Origin of the sequence: Maribellus comscasis (assembly GCF_009762775.1) — a bacterium.
Taxonomy (GTDB): Bacteria; Bacteroidota; Bacteroidia; order Bacteroidales; family Prolixibacteraceae; genus Draconibacterium; species Draconibacterium comscasis.
In genome coordinates, this window is sequence record NZ_CP046401.1 from 6,985,254 (window position 1) to 7,006,084 (window position 20,831).

Genomic DNA, 20,831 nt, shown 5'->3' on the forward strand with positions numbered 1-20,831 from the left:
AAAAAGGTTTGCCTTTGTTTGGCAAACCTTTTTGTATAAAGCTGAGTTATTTTTAATAACCTTCGTTCTGAACCATATTGGAGTTGGCATCAATCTCAGCCTTTGGAACTGGCCATGCCAATCTGTGGTCTCCGTAAGGAATCGTCGCTGCAAAATTCTGTTGTATCGATATTTTTTCGATATCACTTCCGGTTCTTAACAAATCATCGTAGCGTTTTCCTTCAAAGAGAAATTCTTTTCTTCTTTCGTTAATTACATCATCTTTCGTAACCGTTTCGTAAGCAGTAGCTCCTCTGTTTGAAGTAATTTTGTTAATCTGAGTCAATGCATCACCTCCGGTTTCCAAAAGTGCTTCTGCATAGTTCAGGATAATTTCTTCGTATCTGATAACAGGAACGTTATCATAGCCTTGATTATCCGGATATTTACCCATATTTCTTAACATATCATCTTCATAACCAAGGATGCCTGCCCTAACGTCACCTACTTCATAAATATCTTCAACTCCATCGATAACCTGAACATCACCGTAACTGCTACCTCTGTAAATATATGCTAAACCGTTAATTCCCTGGTTGTCAGTTTCATTAAATGCAAGTTCAAATATCGAGTTGGAAGAACCGTCGTTTTCCCATTGAGTCAAAAAATCTGCAGCCGGAATAATGTTATAAGCGCCTGAATTGATAACTTCTTCAGAAGCACTTATCGCTCTGTCCCACATTCCAAAATAAGTAGCTACATTCGATTCAATTGCTTTGGCAACATATTTTGATGGAAACTCTTTTGAAGAGTCATAATAATCATCACTCATCATATTAAATGCTGTTTCCAAATCACCTAAGATTAATTGTTTGGTCTCTTCAACTGTTTTACGGGCAGGCAAGAGATCTTCACCTTTAAATTCAGTTACATAAGGTACTCCAAGTGTTCCTCCAACGTGTTGCTGGCCATATTGTTTTAATAGGTCAAAATGAACAAGGGCTCTTAATGCATAAGCTTGTCCCTGCAAGTGGCTACCATAATCAAGGTCACCTTCGAGTTCATTCAAATCCACTCCGTTTATTATAATATTTAAACCAGCGATAGCCTCATATGCTTCATCCCAGAAATAACCGGTATTGGCATTGTAATTAAAAGATGCCTGAGTTATAAAACGACCCGAATTACCATTTGAAAAACAATTATCAGTTCGAACTTCATTATTAACAATTATATCTCTGCCGTAGTAGGCTGATTCCGTCATTCTGCTTAATGAACCTTTTAATATTGCGTAGAGGTTGTCTACAGAGGTAATTCCTCCCTGAATAAGCTTATTTTGTTCCAGGGAAGGATCGAGGTCATCTGTGGTGCATGCATTAATGGAAACCAAAAGCGCAAACACCATTGTTATCCTTGCTAATATATTTACTATTTTCATGATTTCTTAAAAATTTAAATTAAGTCCAAAAATAACTGATTTAATCGGTGGTTGAGTCAATTCGGTATAACCCGATACATCCACTTCTGGGTCGTATTTAAGATTTTCATCTTTAACCCATGTCAACATATTTGTTCCCCTCACAAATACCCTCAAACCATCAACATTTATCATACTGGTAACACTTTGCGGTAAATCATAACCAAGAGTTACATCTTTTAAACGGAAATAATCTCCGTCGTAAAGAAATTTGGAGTGACGTTGCCATGGTCTTCCTGTATATTCAAATTTACCGTATCTGGTGCCTTCATCACCCGGTTGCTGCCATCTGTCCATCAATGCAGCTACACCTTGATAATACAATACTGAATAAACATCAGTACCATTGGTATAGCGGTGCCATTCTTCATATACTTTATGACCGCCGGCAAAATATCCGTTAGCATCCAGGAAGACGCCTTTAAAGTCAATATGAAGATTTAATCCTGCGGTTAATGTTGGAATTGCACTTCCCCCTTGCCAAACCTGGTTGGCATCATTGAAGTTAGAAGTTGTTTCGCTTCCCTCACCATCAACGTACCACAATTCATCTCCTGTTTGCGCATCTACTCCAGCCCATGTTGGCATATACCATCCGTATACAGGATGACCTGTTTCAACACGTTGAGTTTGATCGGTAATGTTGATTTCATCACCATTAATATCTTTTGCCAATTCCAGTACCTCATTGTTCACTGTTCCAATGTTTCCGCCGATTGACAAATTAAAATCATTCATACGTACAACGTCAACCATCAATTCTGCTTCAAAACCTTTATTCTCCATTCTACCGATATTTAAGGTTTGTTCCTCAAAACCAGAGGTTAAAGAAAGTGGAACATCAAGTAACAGGTCTTTTGACTCTCTTCTGAAGTACCCTACAGAACCCGTAATCCTGTTTTTCAAAATACCAAAGTCAATACCCACATCTACAGTGTGAGAAGTTTCCCAAGTTAAGTCAGGATTTCCAAAGTTTCCCGGATATGAAGCTCCTTCACCAGCGTAGTCCGAATCAAAATTAAGTAACTCCTGATATTGATTTAAATCAATATTGGCATTACCTGTAACACCATAAGAAGCTCTTAATTTCAAGCTGTTGATCACTCCCGAATCAGACAAGAAATTTTCTCTGTGAATATTCCAGGCTCCACCAACAGACCAGAAAGTTCCCCAACGATTATCATCGCTGAAACGAGAACTACCTTCCTGACGGATTGTCGCATCAGCAATGTATTTTCCGTTAAAAGAATAATGAACCATACCTAAGTATGAGGCAATTGCCCAATCAGAAAACCATGAGTTTGCCAGAGTTGGATTACCAGCTGAATTCAGATTGGTCAAACCAACATCTGAGAAATTATCTCCGTCGGTTTCCATATATAACAACCGGTTTTTCTGGAATTCCTGAAGGACTTTTACATCAAAATTATGTCCTCCGTCAACTTCAAAAGAATAATCCAGTGAGTTTTGAAAAACATAATTTGCTCTATTGCGATTTGCCACCCATCCATAACCATTAGAATTGTCACCATCTCCTCTAACCGGGTTACGGTAACGCTTGTAATTATATACATGGTAATCAATATTTACCCTGCTGGTAAACACTAAATCCTCAACCGGTGTTTCCCAAGTAACTGAGTTGTTCGACAGAATTCGGGTTAGTTTTGAATCATCAATGTCTTCCTGGGCAATCCACAATGGGTTAGGCATAGAAGTGCCGTAAATATTAATAGATCCGTCTTCCAGATATGGCTGCTCAATCGGAGGCATAAAATATTTTGCCGTACGTGGGTTAGAGAAATATGCACTTGTTTCCAACAATCCGTCCTGATAGGAATGAGACGCAGTATTTCTTGTTGAAAATGTAAGTTTTGGCTTAATTTCAGCAGTCAAATTTAATGCACCTGACAAACGCTGAAAATCAGAACCAATTACGGTAGCTTCCTGATCAAAATACCCAAAAGAAGTATAATAACTTAATTGGTCGGTTCCACCACTTGCTGAAAGGTTGTATTCCTGCATTGGTGCATTTTTATTGGTGATAACATCCTGCCAGTCAGTTTCCGGCGCTCCTGCATCATGCCAATCGGTATAATCGGTACCAAACCAACCCGTTTCAGCGTACCATTGTCCCGCTGCTTCCGGGCTTGCTAAATCATAAGACTCTCCGTAAGTATTATAGAGAGCTTCGTAAAACAATTCCTCGCGTTGGGCGCCAGTTAATACTTTAGGTCCTTTTGTTGCGTCATTTGAAAACCCGTAAGTGGCACTAAAATTAATTTTTGCCTCGCCTGATTTACCACTCTTTGTAGTAATAACGATTACACCATTTGCACCACGTGCACCGTAAGCAGCAGTCGCTGAAGCGTCTTTAAGTACTGTAATACTCTCAATATCATTACTGTTTAAACTTGCCAGTGAGGACATGTTAGAGCCTGAAGTTGTAGCGGAAACGTTGGTGTTTACCATTGGAACACCATCAATTACATACAACGGGTCGTTACCGGCAGTAATAGAACTTCTACCCCTGATACGAATATCCTGTACTGATCCCGGAGTACCAGAAGAAGCAGTTATTGAGACACCTGCAACTTTCCCTTGCAAAGCCTGATCAAGTGATGCAACCGGCATATTTTCCAGTTGCTCTCCACCAACCTGAACCGTTGAGCCGGTTATTTCACTTTTCCCCTGGCTACCGTAACCCATTACGATAACTTCATCAACACCAATATAGTCAGATTCCATCGAAACATTAACAGTTGTTCCGGTAATCGGTGCTTCAACACTTTTCATTCCAACGAATGAGAAAACCAATGTTTGTGCATCATTGGGTACACTTAACTGATATTCTCCGTCCATGTTGGTAGTTGTACCGATAGTGGTACCTTTCACAACAATTGAAACTCCAGGTATCCCGGTACCGTCCTCTGAACTTGTTACTGTTCCGGAAATACTCTTTACCTGAGCTTCAACTACTAGTACGCCAAACATGGCAATACCAAACAGCATTAGCGCAATTTTTTTCATAGATAAATTTTTAATAATTAAAATTAACTAAAACAGACAATAAATTCACTGTACGAAAATATTAAAAAAATCGAGCAATTAACATTTTTTCACAATTATTCGACTATTTAACACAATAATTCGCCTAACTCTTTAAAAGTTTGCAAAAATAAACGTCCGTTGCCACAATTATGTGATTTTAGTCACACCAATAAAAAAACAACTTTAAAAACGTCTTATTTCCAGAAAGTTAAAATAAAATACCAGATAGTCCTAAAAGAATAAAATGTAGTTATAACTTAGATAATATTTTAACTATTTTTTAAATTTCGAACTGAATTCTTAAATTTATGTTAGAAATTAAATTCGATTCTTCTATGAAAAAACTTTTCATCCACATTTTCCTTCTTTGTATGTTTTCATTTTACTCTTTTTCGGGAGAGAAAGTTAACGTTGTGGTTATTGGAGCACATCCTGACGACTGCGATATTGATGCAGGAGGGACAGCGATAAAATTTGCCAAAGCCGGACATAATGTACTTTTTATATCTGTTACAAATGGCGACGCAGGACATCACGAAAAGGGAGGCGGAGCGCTCGCCAAAATCAGGAGAGCTGAAGCAAAAGAAGCCGGGAAAAGATTTGGAGTGGAATATATAGTCCTTGATAATCATGATGGAGAATTGATGCCAACACTCCCTGTACGTTTAAATCTTATACGGTTAATAAGAGAATGGAATGCTGATGTTGTGATTGGCCCCCGTCCAAACGATTATCACCCGGATCACAGAAATACTGCAATCTTAATTCAGGATGCTGCTTATATGGTAATCGTACCAAATGTTGCACCTGATACTCCTCCTCTAAAAAAGAATCCTGTGTTTTTATACACAGAGGACAACTTTCAAAAACCATATCCGTTTGAGCCTGATATTGTAATTGATATTACAGAAGTTTTCGATCAAAAAATATATGCTATGTCTGCCCACGAATCGCAGTTTTTTGAGTGGCTCCCCTGGACAAACGGAACACTTGAGCAGGTTCCTGAAAACAAAAAAGATAGGCTAAACTGGTTGGCTAAATGGAGAAATCCACATGTTAAAGACAATATAAGAAAAGGCCTTGTTAAATGGTATGGCGAAGATAAAAGCAGTTCTATAAAACAGGCTGAAGCATTTGAAATATGCGAGTACGGCAGAAGACCATCTGATAATGAAATTCGCGAATTATTTCCCTTTTTTAAGGATTAAAGCATGGAAATCCGATTATACAGTCCATCCATGCCTTACCAAATGATTTCTTTCAGAATTATAAAAGTAAAATAAGCAACAATACAATTATTATGGCAGCCCCCGTTGAAATATAAAACCCTCCTCTTTCAGCGGCTGCGGCTTCAGCGGCGCTTTGCGCCTCAGAAGCTGAATCGCTTTTTGCAATCGCTTTCAAGTCACGACGAATGGAACGCACCTCTTTTCTTAATTCTTTTTTTTCAATAGAAGTCATCTCTTTAAAATTCATTTCTTTGATTTCGTTTAGCCGGTCAACCATTTCATTAACCTCTGCCATTTCGGAAACGACTGTTCCTGTTTTGGAACTTTTTGCATCTTCGTTTGCCCAAAGTTGCGGTGCCCCTGCCAGCAAAAGGAAAGATGCTGCAAAAAAATAAAAGACAATCTTTTTCATATTATACTTTTTTAAAATTAAGAATCATATTTTTTGAAAACGGATAAAATCTATTCCTGCCATATTTCCCGGTTTTGCATTTTTGTCAGCCCCTAAAATCTTTACCGAAAAAATATTTTCTCCTTCGCTTAAAACATGCATTCCCAAATCAATTTCAATAGGAATAACTTTATCCCGGTTAAAAGCATTTATTTTATCGTGTAAAACAACCCCGTTTAAATAAAGTTGAATAATTCCGTAATCAACGGCTTTTGTAAGCTGTATTTTTACTTTATACTTTGCCGTTTCACTGACAATAAATTTTGTTGTTAGTTCAGCTCCATTTTCCGCGTTTCTCCACCAAAGCTGGCTGTTTCCACTCCATCCATAATCACCTGATTGAACACCTGCCTGCCCCGAAGTGGCATTAACAATTTCCAGATTCTCACCTTCAATCTTTCCTTCCGAATCAACAATAGGTTTATATATATCCGAACGTTTCAAGGCAACAGGTAATTTCACGCTTTCAATATCAGGCTTAACATTAATTGTAAATCCGGGTTTGGCGTACCAATATGCCGTCATAGCATAATTAATCCTTGTTTTTACCCAATGCCACAATTCTATATTTGAGCTTATTTTCTCATTAAAAGGGATAGCATCCAAAGCGCGGTATCGCATGTTCACTGTCATTCCGGTGTGAAAATTGCCTGCTCCGGTTGGCTGGGCAATAAACGGATGTGTAAATTTTTCCGGCCGGCACCATGCATAGCCATAATAATCCTCTGTTCCTGTTCCTATAAAGGAGGGAAAACTTTCTCCATCAACAAAAATCTTTTCGTCCCCCTCACCCCACCAAGCTTCTGCAGTATTAAAAATTGTAAGTGCGTCTCCGGCATAAATACCTTGGCCGTTTATATCTATGTAATTAACGTCAAAATGCCATTCGTGATTTTCAAGTGTTGAATCTTTTGCCGTATGAATCCGGTTAAATTCGTGCCACGATGCGCCGAAATACATGCTTTCACGAGTCCAACAATAGTCTGAAATTGTAATTCCGGCCTCAACTTCTACCGACTGTTCTCCATAATTCACAAATCTTACTTCTGCATTTTCCTGAAAAGGCATTACCCAAAACGACACCATTCCTCCGTTAGCTTCTACCTGGGAATACCATGTTTTTGAAGAATAAACCTGGTAACCCGTTCCCCAAAAATCGCCCACCGGAGTCCAAACACTTTGTATTCCGTCAAACGACATTGAGAGTACAGTTGAACGTAAAGCCTGATTAAGGTCTTCCGCCTTCAATTTCAGCGTCATCTTTGAAATTGCCTTTCTACCCTCGCTGACTCCAAGCAAAAACTCCTCGCCTGGCCGGAGGATTTTTGTTTCATTAATCAATTCGCCTTCAATATCATCCTGATTTAATAATTTTTGTGCAGCACCCTCAATTTTATTTTTTGCCCTCGTCAGCACTTTCTTTGAAAAACTTTCTACTTTAACATCCTGAGCATATATTCTGTAACAAATGTTGTAGTAGATACTTGGTCTCCAGCGGTTATTCTCAAACTTCACAGCATCACACTCGTAAGTAATTTTGCAATGTTTTGCGTAAGGAATTGGCAGATATAAATTATGCCCGCGACGTTCATATTCTGTTTCCGGCGAAACTGAGGCAGCCAAAGGTTTGGGCGCGAGTTGCATTCCACTTAGAATTTCGAGAACATTGCCTTCTACTTCGGGCATCTCGCTACCATCAATATATAATCTAAGTGTTCCGTCGCTTGCTCCGTCGCCGGCAAAAGTCATCCAATACCGGACAACAGCCCCCGGTCCTTCTGCATCAAACAGAACAAACTCACGGCGTCCATTATTTTCCTCTTCGCGTAGAAACTGAGTATAATCAGCATTAGCCCACCAGTTATTATCATCGGGAGATACTGATTTCCGGTCATAACTACTAAACTGTTTTAGCGCATATTTTTCTTCAGGGAAGCGGGTTAAAACAGTTTTGTCCGTCATTTCATCAAGTAGCGATTCGAGTGTCACAACTTTTGTTTTGCACGAAACCAAAGCAATGGAAATGAGAGTTCCAAGCAAAAATACCGTTCGGTTCATTTTTTAAGTTTTCCTGATCGGTTTTAAAGATACAAAAATTGAATCACAATTTCATTCGGATTCCCGCGCCAGATAATAGTGCGGCAAAACCAGTCATTAGTATGGCCCGTGCAAATGAACGTAAAATGGCTAACACAGAACTATTACCGGTAGTAGTGGTAACAAATAGTTTGTGAAGTAAAAAATGAATATCAATCACCGAACTCTCCACAAAGCCCCATTGACTAACGTCCTTTTTTTCAGTAACTTTAATATAAAAATAGCAGCCATGGAAAAATATTACTATTTAGTTTTAACCCCTGAATCATTGATTGCATCGCATCTTGCACCGTTTGATTTTGGAAATTACTTATCAGTTGGAACACAAAAACGTATTCACGGTCAAAACATTTTCTTTGAAGTAAATCCTGAAAAAATGAAGGATTTGCCATTTGACTACCTCAACAAACAGTTAATTCCATACCCAAACGGAGAGCCTAAACGTTCAGTGTTTGCAAGTATATACAGGGCATTGGAAAGAACTCCGCTCGCAGCGTTAAAAAATCTCTACCTCTCGACCGACGACGGCAAAGTACTAGAGCTTTATTCATCAGATTATGAAGAAATTGAATCGGATGAAATTCATCTTTATCAGCAATTTAATCCGATAACAACAAGAGTAGCCAGCAAACTCCTCCCAAATGAGTTTATTGGTTTCCTCACCGACACAAACAAACCTGTTTCTACTCCCAAAGTATTTTTTGTTGAATTGCTTTTAAATGAATTAGCTATTGATCCTCACGCATCGTTGGATAATCTACCCTATCCAAATCCGGATCATCTTCGTGAATGTTTGGTAAAACTAAATGAAACCAAAAGCAAATTAACAAAAACCGTATTACGTTTTATGCAGGGAGATCTGAACTACAGAACCATAAAAAGCGGATTTTTTGTAGGGGAAAAAGAACGATACCTTTATTTTCCTTTTCCAGCGGTTAAAGAGCTGGAATCAAAATACTACAGTTGGTGGCGCTCTGCACTCACACGACACTTTTAGAAAATAAGAGATGAATATAAAGACCGGAAAAAACCGGTCTTTTTTTTATATTTCGGAAAAAATTCCGCATGAAAACGACTCAACTCATCTTTTTGACCGTCTTTTTTATTGCTTCATGTAGCACGTCAAATTTTTCACCTGACAGAAAGAAACAAACACCCGAAATCGGTGGAGATTTTTCAATTATGAAAAAAATGGAAGATTATGGTGGTGCATACAAAGTAAATGGGAAAATAAAAGAAGGATTCCAAATTTTTCGCGAAAATGGTTACACCTGGGCTCGTCTTCGTTTGTTTCATACTCCCAACCATCGGGGACCAGTTTGTAATGATTTAAAATACACAATACAACTGGCACAAAAGGCAAAAAATTATGGCTTTAAGATTTTGTTGAATTTTCATTACTCGGATACCTGGGCTGACCCCAGCCATCAGATTGTACCTGCTATCTGGAAAGATCTTAACCTCCAAACATTGTCTGACAGTGTTTACAGTTATACAAAAATGGTAGTTGAAACGATGGATCAGGAGGGTGTTTTACCCGATATGATTCAGATAGGAAATGAAATAAACAATGGAATGATGTGGCCGGCAGGAAAATTAGGGAATGATAAAAACACACCAAATTGGGATGCTCTTACACAACTCTTAAAAGCAGGTATTAATGGGGCGAAGGAAGCAAAAAACGGAAAAAATATTCCAATACTTATTCATGCAGCAACCGGAGGAAGCCTTAAAGAGTCAGATACTTTTTACAAAAATATTATCCAGAGGGGAGTTGAATTTGAATTTATTGGATTAAGTTACTATCCCTGGTGGCATGGAACATTTGAACAACTTGAAGAGAACCTCAAATTTTTATCTGCCAATTACAAACAAGATTTGGTTTTAGTGGAAACAGCGTATTATTCAAATGGATTTTACCCCGAACCTGCAGAATGGGTTTTGGACGTCCAACCTTTCCCTCCAACAGAACAGGGACAATATGATTTTATGGTAAAACTGCTCGAAATTTTAAAGAAATACCCTAAAATGAAAACGGTTTATTACTGGAAGCCGGACGGAATGGACATCCCTGAATCTAAGTCTCCTTACCTTGGACGCAGTTTGTTTGATCGGGAAGGAAATGCCTTCAAAGGAATTGAAGCCTGGAAATCAAAATAGTTTCAAAAATATATTTTCAAAAAAAATACTGCAATATCCGGGGAATCATTTATAAATTAGCAGCAATAACAAACCAACTTATATATTATGAAGAATTTTTCAAGAAGAAGCTTTTTAAAAACGACTTCAGTAGTAACAACAGGTGCAGTTTTTATTCCAAACATGATCAGCTGTTCTCCTTCTCAAAAACTTAATATCGCAGTAATTGGCGTTGGAGGCCGGGGAAAAGCCAACTGGAGCGAATGTATGAATGAAAATGTTGTTGCTTTGTGTGATGTGGACGAAAACCGCGCAGCCGAAGGGTTCAATACCTTTCCAAATGCAAAACGGTACAACGACTTTAGAAAGATGTTTGACGAAATGGCATCTGAAATAGACGCTGTACTGGTTTCAACTCCGGATCACATGCACTTTGCAGCGGCGATGGCAGCCATGCAGCTGGGAAAGCATGTTTATGTCGAAAAGCCTCTGGCGCACAATGTGTGGCAGTTGCGTACACTAAAAAAAGCAGCCCATGAATACAATGTGATAACCCAAATGGGAAACCAGGGGCATGCAACTGATGGTATAAGAAGAGTGAAAGAATGGGTCGATGCTGGTATAACCGGTGATGTAACTGAAATACTCGCATGGTTCAACGGACCTGAGTTTGGCGAAGACAAATATTTTAACAAACCTTCTCAATTTCCACCGCTTGAGGAACCAATTCCGGAAGGCTTACATTGGGATCTTTGGATTGGAGGTGCAGAAAAAAGACCGTACAACCATGTTTATGCTCCAAAAACCTGGAGAGGATTTTATGATTTTGGAAATGGCGAACTGGGCGATTGGGCGTGTCATACACTCGACGCACCTTTCTGGTCGCTTAATCTGGGAATGCCAACTGCAACTGAAGCTATCTTTAACAGTGGGGCACCACAAGGTTTTCTGCCAGATAAATCAATTATAAAATTTGAGTTTCCTGCCCGTGGAAGTAAACCGCCGGTTACTTTAACATGGTACGAAGGTGGGCTAAAACCGGAAATCAGGCCGGAATGGAACCTGAGTGAACTTCCTGATTCGGGAATGTTTATGCTGGGTGAAAAACAAAATATTATGACAGGCGGAAGACCCAACAATGCTCAGCTAATGATGTCGAAAGATGAATGGGAAGACTGGAAGACAAACGAGATGCCTGAACCCACAATACCTAGAATCGATGGCGGACCGCAGAAAGAATTCCTGGATGCCATAAAAGGAAACGGCCCAATGCCCGGCTCCAACTTTGATTACGCCCCGGAATTAACAGAAATGGCATTGATTGGCGTTCTGGCGCAACGATTTAACACACGAATAGAATACGACGCTGAAAACATAAAAGTAACCAATCATCCTGAACTCGACGTTTATATCAAAGAACCCGTGAGGTCTGGTTGGGAATATGGGGAAGATCTCTGGTAACAAAAGATTTTTTTAAATAAATAAAGAAGCTGCTGAATTTTTATTTACGCAGCTTTTTTATTGCCTGTCGGGATGAATACCCCATTCAAACCTTTTTTCTTTATCGAAGTTTGGATTTGAAACAGGAAATTCAGCATGCACTGTCTCTTGCCAATTCTCCAGAAGAGCTTTCAACTCCTGGGTTTTCTCCGGATATAATTCGGATAAATCCATCGACTCGCTAATATTGGCTTTTAAATTGTATAAACTCAGCTTCCCTGACACAAAATTCTGCACCAGCTTCCAGTCTCCTTTTCGCACAGCTCCGGCAGGCTCGTCATGGTGATAAACGGGGTAATGCCAAAAAACAGCACGTTCAGGATCAAACTTATTTTTGAGCAAGGCTGAAAGCAGGGAAACCCCATCCAACTTTTGTTCAGGCTTTTCAATTCCAGCCAATTCCAAAAATGTGGGATAAAAATCGACGCTTGAAACAATGGCTTCACTTACAACGCCTGATTCAATTTTTCCGGGCCATTTCACAATCAACGGTTCCCTTATACCACCTTCGTAAACCGTACCTTTTTCTGCCCGAAGTGGTGCATTTGAAGTAGCAACATATTTCAAGGGGCTATTTGTATATGTTTCAAGACTTCCCTCTGCAAGTAAGGGAATACGATCAAAACGGCCAATTAATCCTCCGTTATCAGAATAAAAAATTACAATGGTATTGTCATCCAAACCCAACTCTGACAACTTTTGTGTAACACGTCCCACACTTCTGTCCACATGCTCAATCATCGAAGCATAAACCGCATTTCCCGGGTAAGTGTCCGTTTTATCCTTTTGCAGGTATTTCTCAATCAAATCTTTATCCGCATCCAATTGAACGTGAACATCGTAATGCGCCAGAAATAAAAAGAACGGATTTTGCTGATTTTGTTCAATAAAATCAACACCCAAATCTGTCAAAACTTCGCTTAAACGTTTTTCATTTTTTGATTGTAAAGGCGGAATAAACCCGGGCGAATAAAAGCCTCCTCCTGTATATACATGATATTCTTCGTACCCTTGTGCTCCGGGAAGCTGTTCTTCTTCATATCCCAGATGCCACTTGCCAAAATATCCGGTTTTATACCCTGCTTTTTGCACCGATTCAGCCAACGTAACAATATCGGGAGGCAAAAACTGTGTTCGGTTTTTGGGAACAATAACCTCTTCGTATGGGCGCCAGTGACCGGTAATAAAATCAATTACTCCTACTCTGGCAGGGTATTGCCCGCTTTGAATACTTGCTCGCGTTGGAGAACAAACCGGACAAGCTGCATATGCGTTGGTAAAGCGCATTCCCGCCTCAGCAAGTTTGTCGATATTCGGAGCTTCATTAAATGTATTTCCATAACAAGGCAAATCAGCCCAACCCAAATCATCGGCCAAAATAAAAACAATATTGGGTAATCTTTCCGGATTGGAATTACCGGCAAACAGTACATTGCTGATCAGAAAAAGCGAAATAAAAAAAATTATAATTAGTTGGCTCAGTTTACACATGGTTTAATCTTCAGGTTTATATTAAATCCAAAAATAGTTGAATTCCGGCAAAACTTACTTCAGAAACTTTCTTTTTTCCTTTTTATCCATTTCAATGCCCCTGATTTCAATCGGGTGAATAACGATGAACTCACTTTCAGAAAGAATTAAATCGGTCTTGTTTTCGGAAAGAACAAATTGGGGAACGATAAAAGTTAAGCCGTTTGATTGTAGCTTTTCGTGATAAATCAGAAATATCAGTTCTTTCGCCCCCGGGGAAACTTGTCCAAGCAATTGACCTGCAAAAATCTTATCACCTACTTTCCATTTCTTTTCAGGAACGGCAACATTTCGGTAACAGGCCAGTGTTCCATCGTTTTGCAAAACGGTAACCGCATATTTCCATCCGTTATAATTTACGGCAGCATCAGCATTGCGCGATGCGCCTGAAATTTCAGTAATAATTCCGTTCCTGGCGGCAAAAACCTTATCGCCTGACTTGGCCTTAAAACCAGTTGCAGTCCACGATTTTGGAACTTTCATCCCCATAAAACCATTGATATCAGCAACCAAAACAGACTGCACCTTTTTACCTGGCTCAAAGGGAATTAAGTAAGGAAAATCAAGCTGAACATCAGCCACAGGATTTGATCGAAAATATTTAATTTCGTGATGAAACCGAATGCTTCCTTCGCCACCCAAATTTCGTTCAAGTGTAAAAAGGGCATTAAATCCAGGCTCAACCTCTTTTACAATCGGCAAAGTTTCGCGGTAATAGGTATTTTCCAAATCACCTAAAATAAGGTGTACAAAAAGAGGTGCTTTTGTGTTGTTATACGCAGCAAAATCAACATCTCCAACAGCGTTGTAATCAGCTCTTACCTCAACAGGCTGGGCAACTGAAAAATAAACCAAAATATTGAACAAAAAAAGAAAGGTTATTTTTTGCATATCAAACGATTTTTTTCGAAGGAAACAAAATTTCAGGTTAAAATCAACAGGATTCTTAAATCAGTTTGGCTTCCATCCGTTTTTTTTAATTTATTTTGAATATGTATTCGATTGAAGAGGCAAAAAAATTACGACTCGATTTCTGGGAAAAATTTGGAAAACGTTGTGAGATTCACCCGCTTTTAAAAGGGAAGCGAAAAAAATGGTTGTTACACCGCACAAAAATAAAGGGTGTTGTTTTACGTTTTGAAATCGGCCGGAAAGATGCCAAAGTTATACTTGAACTGGGCCATCGTAGCGAAGACAAACGTTTACAGGCTTACGAAATTTTAGAACGCTACAAGACCATCATTGAAAATGGTTTTGAAAAAGGATTGGTTTGGGAATTTTACCATCAGCGGGAAGATAGCGGGCAGGAGATTTGCCGTATATATGTCCTGCAGGAAAATGTTGATTTGCACCGTCAAAACCAGTGGCCCGATATTTTTAATTTTTTTATAGAAAATATGTTACTGCTGGAAGAAAATTTTCTGGCTGTAAGTGATATTTTGAAAGAAGAATTAAATCATGAATAGTGACCGCTTACAGTTTTGAGAGAAAGTTCAAATTATCATATGCTTTAATAAATTTATCTACCTGCATATATAAATTTCGGATATCTTTGTCATCAGAAATGTATTTTGGCTATTTCAATGTAGCTTCCGTTTGTTAACGAAATAACCAAAGCAAAAATTTAATAATCAAGATATTTACAGAATGAAACGAAACTTATTTTTTCTATGTCTTTCTCTTTTATTTGTGGCGTGTAGTACAACAAAACAAGTAAGAACAGCACAGAAAGGACTTAAAGGAGACTGGACTTTGTCTTCAGTCACTACCGACCAGGGCAATATTGTTTCTATTAAAACTTTGTTTAATCAAGCATCTCCTGATTGTTTTGAAGGCAGTAGCTGGAGTTTTGTTAGCAATAACAATTCCGGAACTTATAACTTTGAGGGAGCAAATTGCGACAACTCAACGCATTCAATCAAATGGTTTATGGAAGAAAATGGTGATGGAGTTTTCTTTCTCTGGAAATTTATTCCGGAAGGCGTGAAACCTAAAAATGTAACCGCAGGTTATAAACTGAAATTGCTCTCTGAATCAGAGACAGAATTTGTTCTGGCACAGGATGCTTCATTTGAAGGAAACATGATGACAATTTATTATCAATTTGTCAAAGGCCAATATTAGACGTATAACACCGGAATGATATCGGTGATAAAAAAATTTTATCTTAAAGGATTAACAGGAATTAAAAAAAATTAAAATATATGCGAATGAAAAATATAACAATTTTGGTTCTCAGTCTTTTTATTTCAGGCATTTTTTTGAATAGTTGTAAAACCATACAAAATGCAAACAGTTCACAGAAAGGAGCTGGGATAGGAGTTGCTGCAGGTGCTGCGCTGGGAGCATTAATAGGAGGAAAAGACAACAGGGCGGCAGGCGCACTGATTGGCGCCGCAGTTGGCGGTGGAGCCGGAGCGGTAATCGGCCGTCAAATGGATAAACAGGCAGAAGAAATCGAAACCGTTATGCCGGGAGCAGAAGTTGTGCGCAGCGAGGAAGGAATCCAATTAATATTAGATGAAAATGCCGATGTTCGTTTTGAATTTAACAGCTCTGATTTAACAAGTGCAGCTCAGACCAACCTCGACAAACTGGTTGATGTTTTCAACAAATATCCGGACACCGACATTTTGGTAATCGGGCATACCGACAGCGATGGAAGTGAAACTTATAATCAAACATTGTCGGAAAAAAGAGCGGCTTCGGTTCTTAGCTTTTTAACATCAAACGGTATAGCCAATTCTCGCCTAAGATCTGTCGGAATGGGTGAATCGGAGCCAAGGGCGTCAAACGATACAAAAGAAGGAAAGGCGCAAAACCGGAGAGTGGAGTTTACCATTACTGCAAATGAGGATATGATTAACGCTGCAAAAGAAGAAGCCGGAGAGAAATAATACAATTGGGTTACCACAACAGGAACTAAGCAGATAAAAAAAAGATAATGAGTGGCTTAAATTTGTAATCAGGCCACTCATTATCCTCTTTTTATTTTTTGATCAAAAACCTGATTTCTTCAGCCAGATCAGAGAATTCTGTTACCAGTTTTTCATCAGCCATTTCAAAATCTCCAAAGTAGAAACCAGGGGAAACCGTACACCCCACAAGGGCAAATCCTTTCGCACTCAATAACCGGGCTGCAAACCATGTATTTTTGGGAACAACAAACTGAAACACGTCCCCCGCTTCAAGTTGGTTCCCGACACTTTGTTTAATGAGTTTACCATCTTTGAGCATCCGGATTTCAACAGCCGAAGTCCCGGCGTAAAAATGCCAAATCTCGTCAGATTTAATGCGGTGAAAAGCTGAAAAATCATTCCCTTCAAGCAAATAATAGATGGATGTGGAAAAGTTTCGTTCACCAGCAAAATTATCAGGTAAAGATACTTTTTCAGCCACTTCCTCTGAGCGGTAAATTTCTCTAAACCATCCACCTTCAGGGTGCTTTAGCAATTGTAATTTATTTATAAAATAATGGGCTGTATATTTCATTTTACTTCAAAATTGGAACAGAATCAGATAAACAATTCATTTAAAGCACCAAAATAGTCTTCGTCCCAGCCTTCAGAAATATTCTCAAATGCCTCATCCGGAATATTTGTATGTTCCAGTTGCGCACTTGTCCCTTTTTTGTCAGGATGTAATTTAATGGTTACAATCGATTTATCTTCCTGTCCTTCAAAATACCACTGTTGAACGATTTTTTTATTTTCTTCAAACTCAAGGTTTAATCCCGAAATGCTTCCTTCCCAAAGAGAAAACTCACTGTTAGGTACAGGCTCCATTTGAGCTTCTTCGCCTGTCCATATTTCCAACATCCTTTGATTGGTAAGCGCATTATACACATCCTTAGGCTCCGCTTTCAGGATATAATAACGTTTTAAATTTTTCATTGCAGTTCAATTTTTTCAAAAATAAGCTAATTTCTTCTGGGAATAAATTTGTGTGTTTATTTTTTATCCGGCTGACTTAGGTCAGGTATCTTTTTGTAATTTATATGGACATGCTAATTTTTATTCCATTTTGCAGAACGTTAATGCATTCTGAAATGTTATAAACCTGAAATGCTACTTAATTTTTTAACTAATCCCCCTGAAAACGGGATAGTATTAGTAAGTCAAAGAATGGGAACAAACTTACTCCCCACAGGAAAAAAAGGCATTTCAGGGGAGTAAGACTAAACATTAATCAGATAGAGCAGAATAAATCAACTTGTAAAATAATGAAAATCAAAAACTGGGCTGGTAATGTAATTGTAACACCAAATTCAATTGAATATCCTGAAACAGAAACGGATATTCAAAAATTGGTATTAAAAGCTGCAAATACAAGAAAAAAAATCCGGGTAATCGGTTCCGGACATTCATTTACAGAATTATGCCAAACAGCGCATTTTTTATTAAGCCTTGACAAATACCAGGGTTTGATTTCTGTGGATAAAAACAGCTATAAGGCAACGGTGAAAGCAGGAACCAAACTAAAGTTACTGGGAGAGCTTCTGTTTAAGGAAGGGCTTGCTATGCAAAACCTGGGTGATATTGACGAGCAATCCATTGCAGGGACAATTAGCACCGGAACCCATGGCACAGGAATTTCTTTTGGTACCATAAGTACCCAGGTCATTGCACTAAAATTTATCAACGGAAAAGGTGAAATTGTAAACTGTTCTTCAACACAAAACACTGAACTGTTCAGGGCTGCACAGGTTTCACTTGGCGCTTTGGGAGTCATTACCGAAGTGACATTACAATGTGTACCGGCATACAAACTTTTGCTTCAAAACCGGAAAGAATCGCTTAACGATGTATTATCCACAATAGAAGAACGAAAAAGTGAGAATCGTAATTTCGAGTATTATTGGTTTCCATACACAAATACAACCTGGACAAAATCCTCCAATATTGCGCAAGATGGAGAACCGGACAAGGATAATCTTATCAATTATCTTTTAGAACTATTGATAGAAAATTATTCTTTTAAAGCGCTTTGTGAGTTAGCCAGATATTTTCCTTCACAAAATAAAATTGTATCTAAAATCGCAGCCCAGTCTGTTCCAACACTCAATAAATTGAACTATAGTCACAGGGTTTATACCACTATGAGACTGGTAAAATTTACTGAAATGGAATACAGTATTCCGGCCGATGCCTATGGGGATGTAATGAAGGAAATAATAAAAAAGGTAAATTCCGAAAATTTCCCGATTCATTTTCCAATTGAGAGCCGTTGGGTCAAAGCAGATGATATTTTTATGAGCCCGGCCTACAAACGTGATTCTGCTTACATCGCCTGTCATGTTTACCATAAAAAGGACCATACCAAATATTTTGAAGCGATAGAATCTGTCTTCAAATCTTATGGTGGCCGGCCACATTGGGGAAAGGTAAATCGTTTGGACGCTAAAACAGCTGAAAATATTTACCCTGAATTTTCCAGGTTTAATAAAATTCGCAAAGAACAGGATCCGGACGGAATATTTACGAATGCTTACCTAAAGAAAATTTTAGGTTGAGAAAATCTTAATTGTTTAAATCAGCTTTGATAATGACTAACACTGAAAAATATTTCAAAACCATAAACTCGGCTTTAAAAAATCACCAAAGAGCGATTCCATGCTTGCTGGTTGATCTTGACAAGCTGGATAAAAACATAAAAATATTAAAATCAGACTTAAACCCCGATACAACATTTCGGGTAGTGGTTAAATCGCTACCTTCCTTTGAACTGATTTCTTATGTGATGAAGAAAATGAATACCCATAAGCTCATGGTCTTTCATCAACCATTTTTAACCGACTTATCTCTGAAACTGGATAAAAAAGCGGATATCCTGTGGGGAAAACCCATGCCTGTAAAAACAGTGCAATATTATTATGATAATCTCCCCAAACAATTGAAAAATTTTGATCCTTACAGACAAATCCAATGGTTGGCAGACACTGAATCGCGAATTGTGCAGTATATTGCCTTGGCTGAAAAACTGGGCAAACGCCTTCGTTTAAACCTTGAAATCGATGTTGGTCTTCACAGAGGAGGTTTCAGCGATTTCAAACAATTAAGACGAGGATTGGAGTTATTAAAAATCCATACCGAAAAAGTAGAGTTTAGTGGTTTTATGGGTTACGACCCTCACATTGTTAAAATACCTTCATTTATTCGCTCAAAGAAAAAATCACTGGAAATAAGCATTAAATTTTATAAGCAGTGTAAATCAATCGTAGAAGAAGAGTTTCCGGAACTTTGGAACAAAACTTTAACATTCAACGGAGCAGGAAGTCCAACATTCAATTTTCACAGCAAAACAGTTTCACCTCTAAACGATATTGCTGCAGGTTCATGTTTGGTGATGCCAACTACATTTGATATCCCATCATTAAAAGCATACAAACCAGTTTGTTTTATAGCCACACCTGTACTCAAAAAGTTTAGCGGAACCAATTTACCTGGTTTGGAAAAATTTAAACCACTGCTAAATTTTGTATATCCCGGCAAGCGACAGTCGTTTTTTATTTACGGAGGCTATTGGAAAGCTGACTTTTACTATCCTGCAAAAATTCGTCAAAATAAAATTTTTGGTGCGTCGTCAAACCAAACGATGATAAATGCATCAGAGACAAGCATTTTAGAGGTTGATGACTTTGTATTTTTACGCCCTCAGCAAAGCGAATTTGTTTTTCTGCAATTTGGTGAATTGCTGCTAATCAGAAACCATAAATTAAGCGGCCGCTGGACTTTGCTCAAAAATTATTGAATCCGTATTTTATAACTTGGTGTAACCTCGCAGCACAACCATTTAATAATCAACATTTTGAAAACGAAACTAAGTATCAAAACAAATTATTTTCAACTTGTATACATTTAAAACAAACCCTTCGTATAATTTGTTGCTTGTTACAACAGCACCCAGAATAAACGAATAAAAACAAAGGGCTTTTATGAAAACTGCAGGCTACTCAGGAACACCACTGGCTAAAAAGCTGGGCATCAAAAACGGATTCAAAATAAAAATTGTTAGTGCGCCAAACAATTATTTCTCATTGTTTGCTGATCTGCCAACCGATATCAAAGAAATAAACGATACAGAAATTAAAAAAAATTTTATCCATTTTTTTGTTCGCAGTCAGTTGGAGTTAGAAAGTAGCATCGCCCAATTAAAAAAAGAGTTGGCACAAAACGGAATGCTTTGGATTTCGTGGCCTAAAAAATCGGCAAAAACCGGAAGCGACCTTGACGGGAACATTGTTCGTGAAACCGGAATTAAAAACGGATTCGTTGATATAAAAGTATGTGCAGTTAGCGAAATATGGTCGGGGCTAAAATTTGTCATCCCCCGGAATAAACGAAAATAAAATAAACCAATCATCCAAATTTACAACACTGAG

The 20,831-nt window shown here is 38.3% G+C and carries 18 protein-coding genes; 10 read left to right on the forward strand and 8 right to left on the reverse strand.

The features are described from left to right. Window positions 1-52: 52 nt before the first annotated feature. Both GM418_RS28010 and GM418_RS28015 read right to left on the reverse strand, forming a co-directional pair. The gene (locus tag GM418_RS28010) at window positions 53-1,417 is read right to left on the reverse strand and encodes a RagB/SusD family nutrient uptake outer membrane protein (protein WP_158871170.1); all 1,365 of its coding nucleotides are present in this window, start codon (window positions 1,415-1,417) and stop codon (window positions 53-55) included. A gap of 6 nt (window positions 1,418-1,423) precedes the next feature. Further along, window positions 1,424-4,483 carry a SusC/RagA family TonB-linked outer membrane protein gene (locus tag GM418_RS28015; protein ID WP_217447616.1) on the reverse strand — a complete coding sequence of 1,020 codons (3,060 nt, stop codon included), beginning with the start codon at window positions 4,481-4,483 and terminating at the stop codon, window positions 1,424-1,426. Window positions 4,484-4,839: 356 nt separating this feature from the next. On the opposite strand from GM418_RS28015, the gene GM418_RS28020 reads away from it, so the two are divergent. Then, entirely contained in the window at window positions 4,840-5,712 is an 873-nt protein-coding gene (locus GM418_RS28020) for a PIG-L deacetylase family protein (protein ID WP_158871173.1), read from the forward strand. 58 nt (window positions 5,713-5,770) lie between these two features. Here GM418_RS28020 and GM418_RS28025 read toward each other — a convergent pair whose 3' ends face one another. Continuing rightward, window positions 5,771-6,145 (reverse strand): hypothetical protein, encoded by a 375-nt coding sequence (locus tag GM418_RS28025; RefSeq protein WP_158871175.1) that lies wholly within the window; start codon window positions 6,143-6,145, stop codon window positions 5,771-5,773. 24 nt (window positions 6,146-6,169) lie between these two features. Continuing rightward, window positions 6,170-8,242: a glycoside hydrolase family 172 protein gene (locus tag GM418_RS28030; RefSeq protein WP_158871177.1), complete on the reverse strand. Its 2,073-nt coding sequence runs from the start codon at window positions 8,240-8,242 to the stop codon at window positions 6,170-6,172. A 268-nt stretch (window positions 8,243-8,510) separates the two neighbouring features. Between GM418_RS28030 and GM418_RS28035 the strand changes: the two genes are divergently transcribed. From GM418_RS28035 to GM418_RS28045, 3 genes are all read left to right on the forward strand, one after another. Further along, entirely contained in the window at window positions 8,511-9,278 is a 768-nt protein-coding gene (locus tag GM418_RS28035; RefSeq protein WP_158871179.1) for a hypothetical protein, read from the forward strand. Window positions 9,279-9,346: 68 nt separating this feature from the next. Next, window positions 9,347-10,441: a glycoside hydrolase family 53 protein gene (locus GM418_RS28040; RefSeq protein WP_158871181.1), complete on the forward strand. Its 1,095-nt coding sequence runs from the start codon at window positions 9,347-9,349 to the stop codon at window positions 10,439-10,441. Window positions 10,442-10,528: 87 nt separating this feature from the next. Continuing rightward, window positions 10,529-11,881, forward strand: coding sequence for a Gfo/Idh/MocA family protein (locus tag GM418_RS28045; RefSeq protein WP_158871183.1), 1,353 nt, complete (start codon window positions 10,529-10,531; stop codon window positions 11,879-11,881). Between the two features lie 57 nt (window positions 11,882-11,938). On the opposite strand, the gene GM418_RS28050 is transcribed toward GM418_RS28045, so the two are convergent. Beyond that, complete coding sequence (locus GM418_RS28050; protein WP_158871185.1) at window positions 11,939-13,411, reverse strand: sulfatase; 1,473 nt, start codon at window positions 13,409-13,411, stop codon at window positions 11,939-11,941. 54 nt (window positions 13,412-13,465) lie between these two features. Beyond that, window positions 13,466-14,341 carry a M23 family metallopeptidase gene (locus GM418_RS28055; RefSeq protein WP_158871187.1) on the reverse strand — a complete coding sequence of 292 codons (876 nt, stop codon included), beginning with the start codon at window positions 14,339-14,341 and terminating at the stop codon, window positions 13,466-13,468. 101 nt (window positions 14,342-14,442) lie between these two features. Here GM418_RS28055 and GM418_RS28060 point away from each other — a divergent pair, with 101 nt between their 5' ends. The 3 genes from GM418_RS28060 (at window position 14,443) to GM418_RS28070 (ending at window position 16,347) form a co-directional block, all read left to right on the forward strand. Then, a complete protein-coding gene (locus tag GM418_RS28060; RefSeq protein WP_158871189.1) occupies window positions 14,443-14,916 on the forward strand; it encodes a DUF4268 domain-containing protein in 474 nt (157 codons plus the stop codon). Between the two features lie 181 nt (window positions 14,917-15,097). Beyond that, window positions 15,098-15,574 carry a lipocalin family protein gene (locus GM418_RS28065; RefSeq protein WP_158871191.1) on the forward strand — a complete coding sequence of 159 codons (477 nt, stop codon included), beginning with the start codon at window positions 15,098-15,100 and terminating at the stop codon, window positions 15,572-15,574. 86 nt (window positions 15,575-15,660) lie between these two features. After that, entirely contained in the window at window positions 15,661-16,347 is a 687-nt protein-coding gene (locus tag GM418_RS28070) for a YiaD family glycine zipper/OmpA-like lipoprotein (RefSeq protein WP_217447617.1), read from the forward strand. A 91-nt stretch (window positions 16,348-16,438) separates the two neighbouring features. Here the strand turns inward: GM418_RS28070 and GM418_RS28075 are convergent, their stop codons facing one another. Continuing rightward, window positions 16,439-16,942 carry a cupin domain-containing protein gene (locus GM418_RS28075; protein WP_158871195.1) on the reverse strand — a complete coding sequence of 168 codons (504 nt, stop codon included), beginning with the start codon at window positions 16,940-16,942 and terminating at the stop codon, window positions 16,439-16,441. A 23-nt stretch (window positions 16,943-16,965) separates the two neighbouring features. Then, a complete protein-coding gene (locus tag GM418_RS28080) occupies window positions 16,966-17,343 on the reverse strand; it encodes an SRPBCC domain-containing protein (RefSeq protein ID WP_158871197.1) in 378 nt (125 codons plus the stop codon). A 329-nt stretch (window positions 17,344-17,672) separates the two neighbouring features. On the opposite strand from GM418_RS28080, the gene GM418_RS28085 reads away from it, so the two are divergent. The 3 genes from GM418_RS28085 to GM418_RS28095 all read left to right on the forward strand — a co-directional run bounded on the left by GM418_RS28085 (window position 17,673) and on the right by GM418_RS28095 (window position 20,798). Then, complete coding sequence (locus GM418_RS28085; RefSeq protein ID WP_158871199.1) at window positions 17,673-18,962, forward strand: D-arabinono-1,4-lactone oxidase; 1,290 nt, start codon at window positions 17,673-17,675, stop codon at window positions 18,960-18,962. A gap of 32 nt (window positions 18,963-18,994) precedes the next feature. Then, window positions 18,995-20,200 carry an alanine racemase gene (locus tag GM418_RS28090; RefSeq protein ID WP_158871201.1) on the forward strand — a complete coding sequence of 402 codons (1,206 nt, stop codon included), beginning with the start codon at window positions 18,995-18,997 and terminating at the stop codon, window positions 20,198-20,200. Between the two features lie 184 nt (window positions 20,201-20,384). Then, window positions 20,385-20,798, forward strand: coding sequence for a DUF3052 domain-containing protein (locus GM418_RS28095; protein WP_158871203.1), 414 nt, complete (start codon window positions 20,385-20,387; stop codon window positions 20,796-20,798). The last annotated feature ends 33 nt before the right edge of the window (window positions 20,799-20,831 follow it).

Excerpts from the sequence above, each read along its gene's own strand:
- GM418_RS28050 (WP_158871185.1), bottom strand. The coding sequence starts at position 13,411 with ATGTGTAAACTGAGCCAACTAATTATAATTTTTTTTATTTCGCTTTTT.
- GM418_RS28015 (WP_217447616.1), bottom strand. The coding sequence starts at position 4,483 with ATGAAAAAAATTGCGCTAATGCTGTTTGGTATTGCCATGTTTGGCGTA.
- GM418_RS28095 (WP_158871203.1), top strand. The coding sequence starts at position 20,385 with ATGAAAACTGCAGGCTACTCAGGAACACCACTGGCTAAAAAGCTGGGC.
- GM418_RS28025 (WP_158871175.1), bottom strand. The coding sequence starts at position 6,145 with ATGAAAAAGATTGTCTTTTATTTTTTTGCAGCATCTTTCCTTTTGCTG.
- GM418_RS28070 (WP_217447617.1), top strand. The coding sequence starts at position 15,661 with ATGAAAAATATAACAATTTTGGTTCTCAGTCTTTTTATTTCAGGCATT.
- GM418_RS28080 (WP_158871197.1), bottom strand. The coding sequence starts at position 17,343 with ATGAAAAATTTAAAACGTTATTATATCCTGAAAGCGGAGCCTAAGGAT.
- GM418_RS28085 (WP_158871199.1), top strand. The coding sequence starts at position 17,673 with ATGAAAATCAAAAACTGGGCTGGTAATGTAATTGTAACACCAAATTCA.
- GM418_RS28060 (WP_158871189.1), top strand. The coding sequence starts at position 14,443 with ATGTATTCGATTGAAGAGGCAAAAAAATTACGACTCGATTTCTGGGAA.
- GM418_RS28065 (WP_158871191.1), top strand. The coding sequence starts at position 15,098 with ATGAAACGAAACTTATTTTTTCTATGTCTTTCTCTTTTATTTGTGGCG.
- GM418_RS28075 (WP_158871195.1), bottom strand. The coding sequence starts at position 16,942 with ATGAAATATACAGCCCATTATTTTATAAATAAATTACAATTGCTAAAG.
- GM418_RS28010 (WP_158871170.1), bottom strand. The coding sequence starts at position 1,417 with ATGAAAATAGTAAATATATTAGCAAGGATAACAATGGTGTTTGCGCTT.
- GM418_RS28030 (WP_158871177.1), bottom strand. The coding sequence starts at position 8,242 with ATGAACCGAACGGTATTTTTGCTTGGAACTCTCATTTCCATTGCTTTG.
- GM418_RS28045 (WP_158871183.1), top strand. The coding sequence starts at position 10,529 with ATGAAGAATTTTTCAAGAAGAAGCTTTTTAAAAACGACTTCAGTAGTA.
- GM418_RS28040 (WP_158871181.1), top strand. The coding sequence starts at position 9,347 with ATGAAAACGACTCAACTCATCTTTTTGACCGTCTTTTTTATTGCTTCA.
- GM418_RS28090 (WP_158871201.1), top strand. The coding sequence starts at position 18,995 with ATGACTAACACTGAAAAATATTTCAAAACCATAAACTCGGCTTTAAAA.
- GM418_RS28035 (WP_158871179.1), top strand. The coding sequence starts at position 8,511 with ATGGAAAAATATTACTATTTAGTTTTAACCCCTGAATCATTGATTGCA.
- GM418_RS28055 (WP_158871187.1), bottom strand. The coding sequence starts at position 14,341 with ATGCAAAAAATAACCTTTCTTTTTTTGTTCAATATTTTGGTTTATTTT.
- GM418_RS28020 (WP_158871173.1), top strand. The coding sequence starts at position 4,840 with ATGAAAAAACTTTTCATCCACATTTTCCTTCTTTGTATGTTTTCATTT.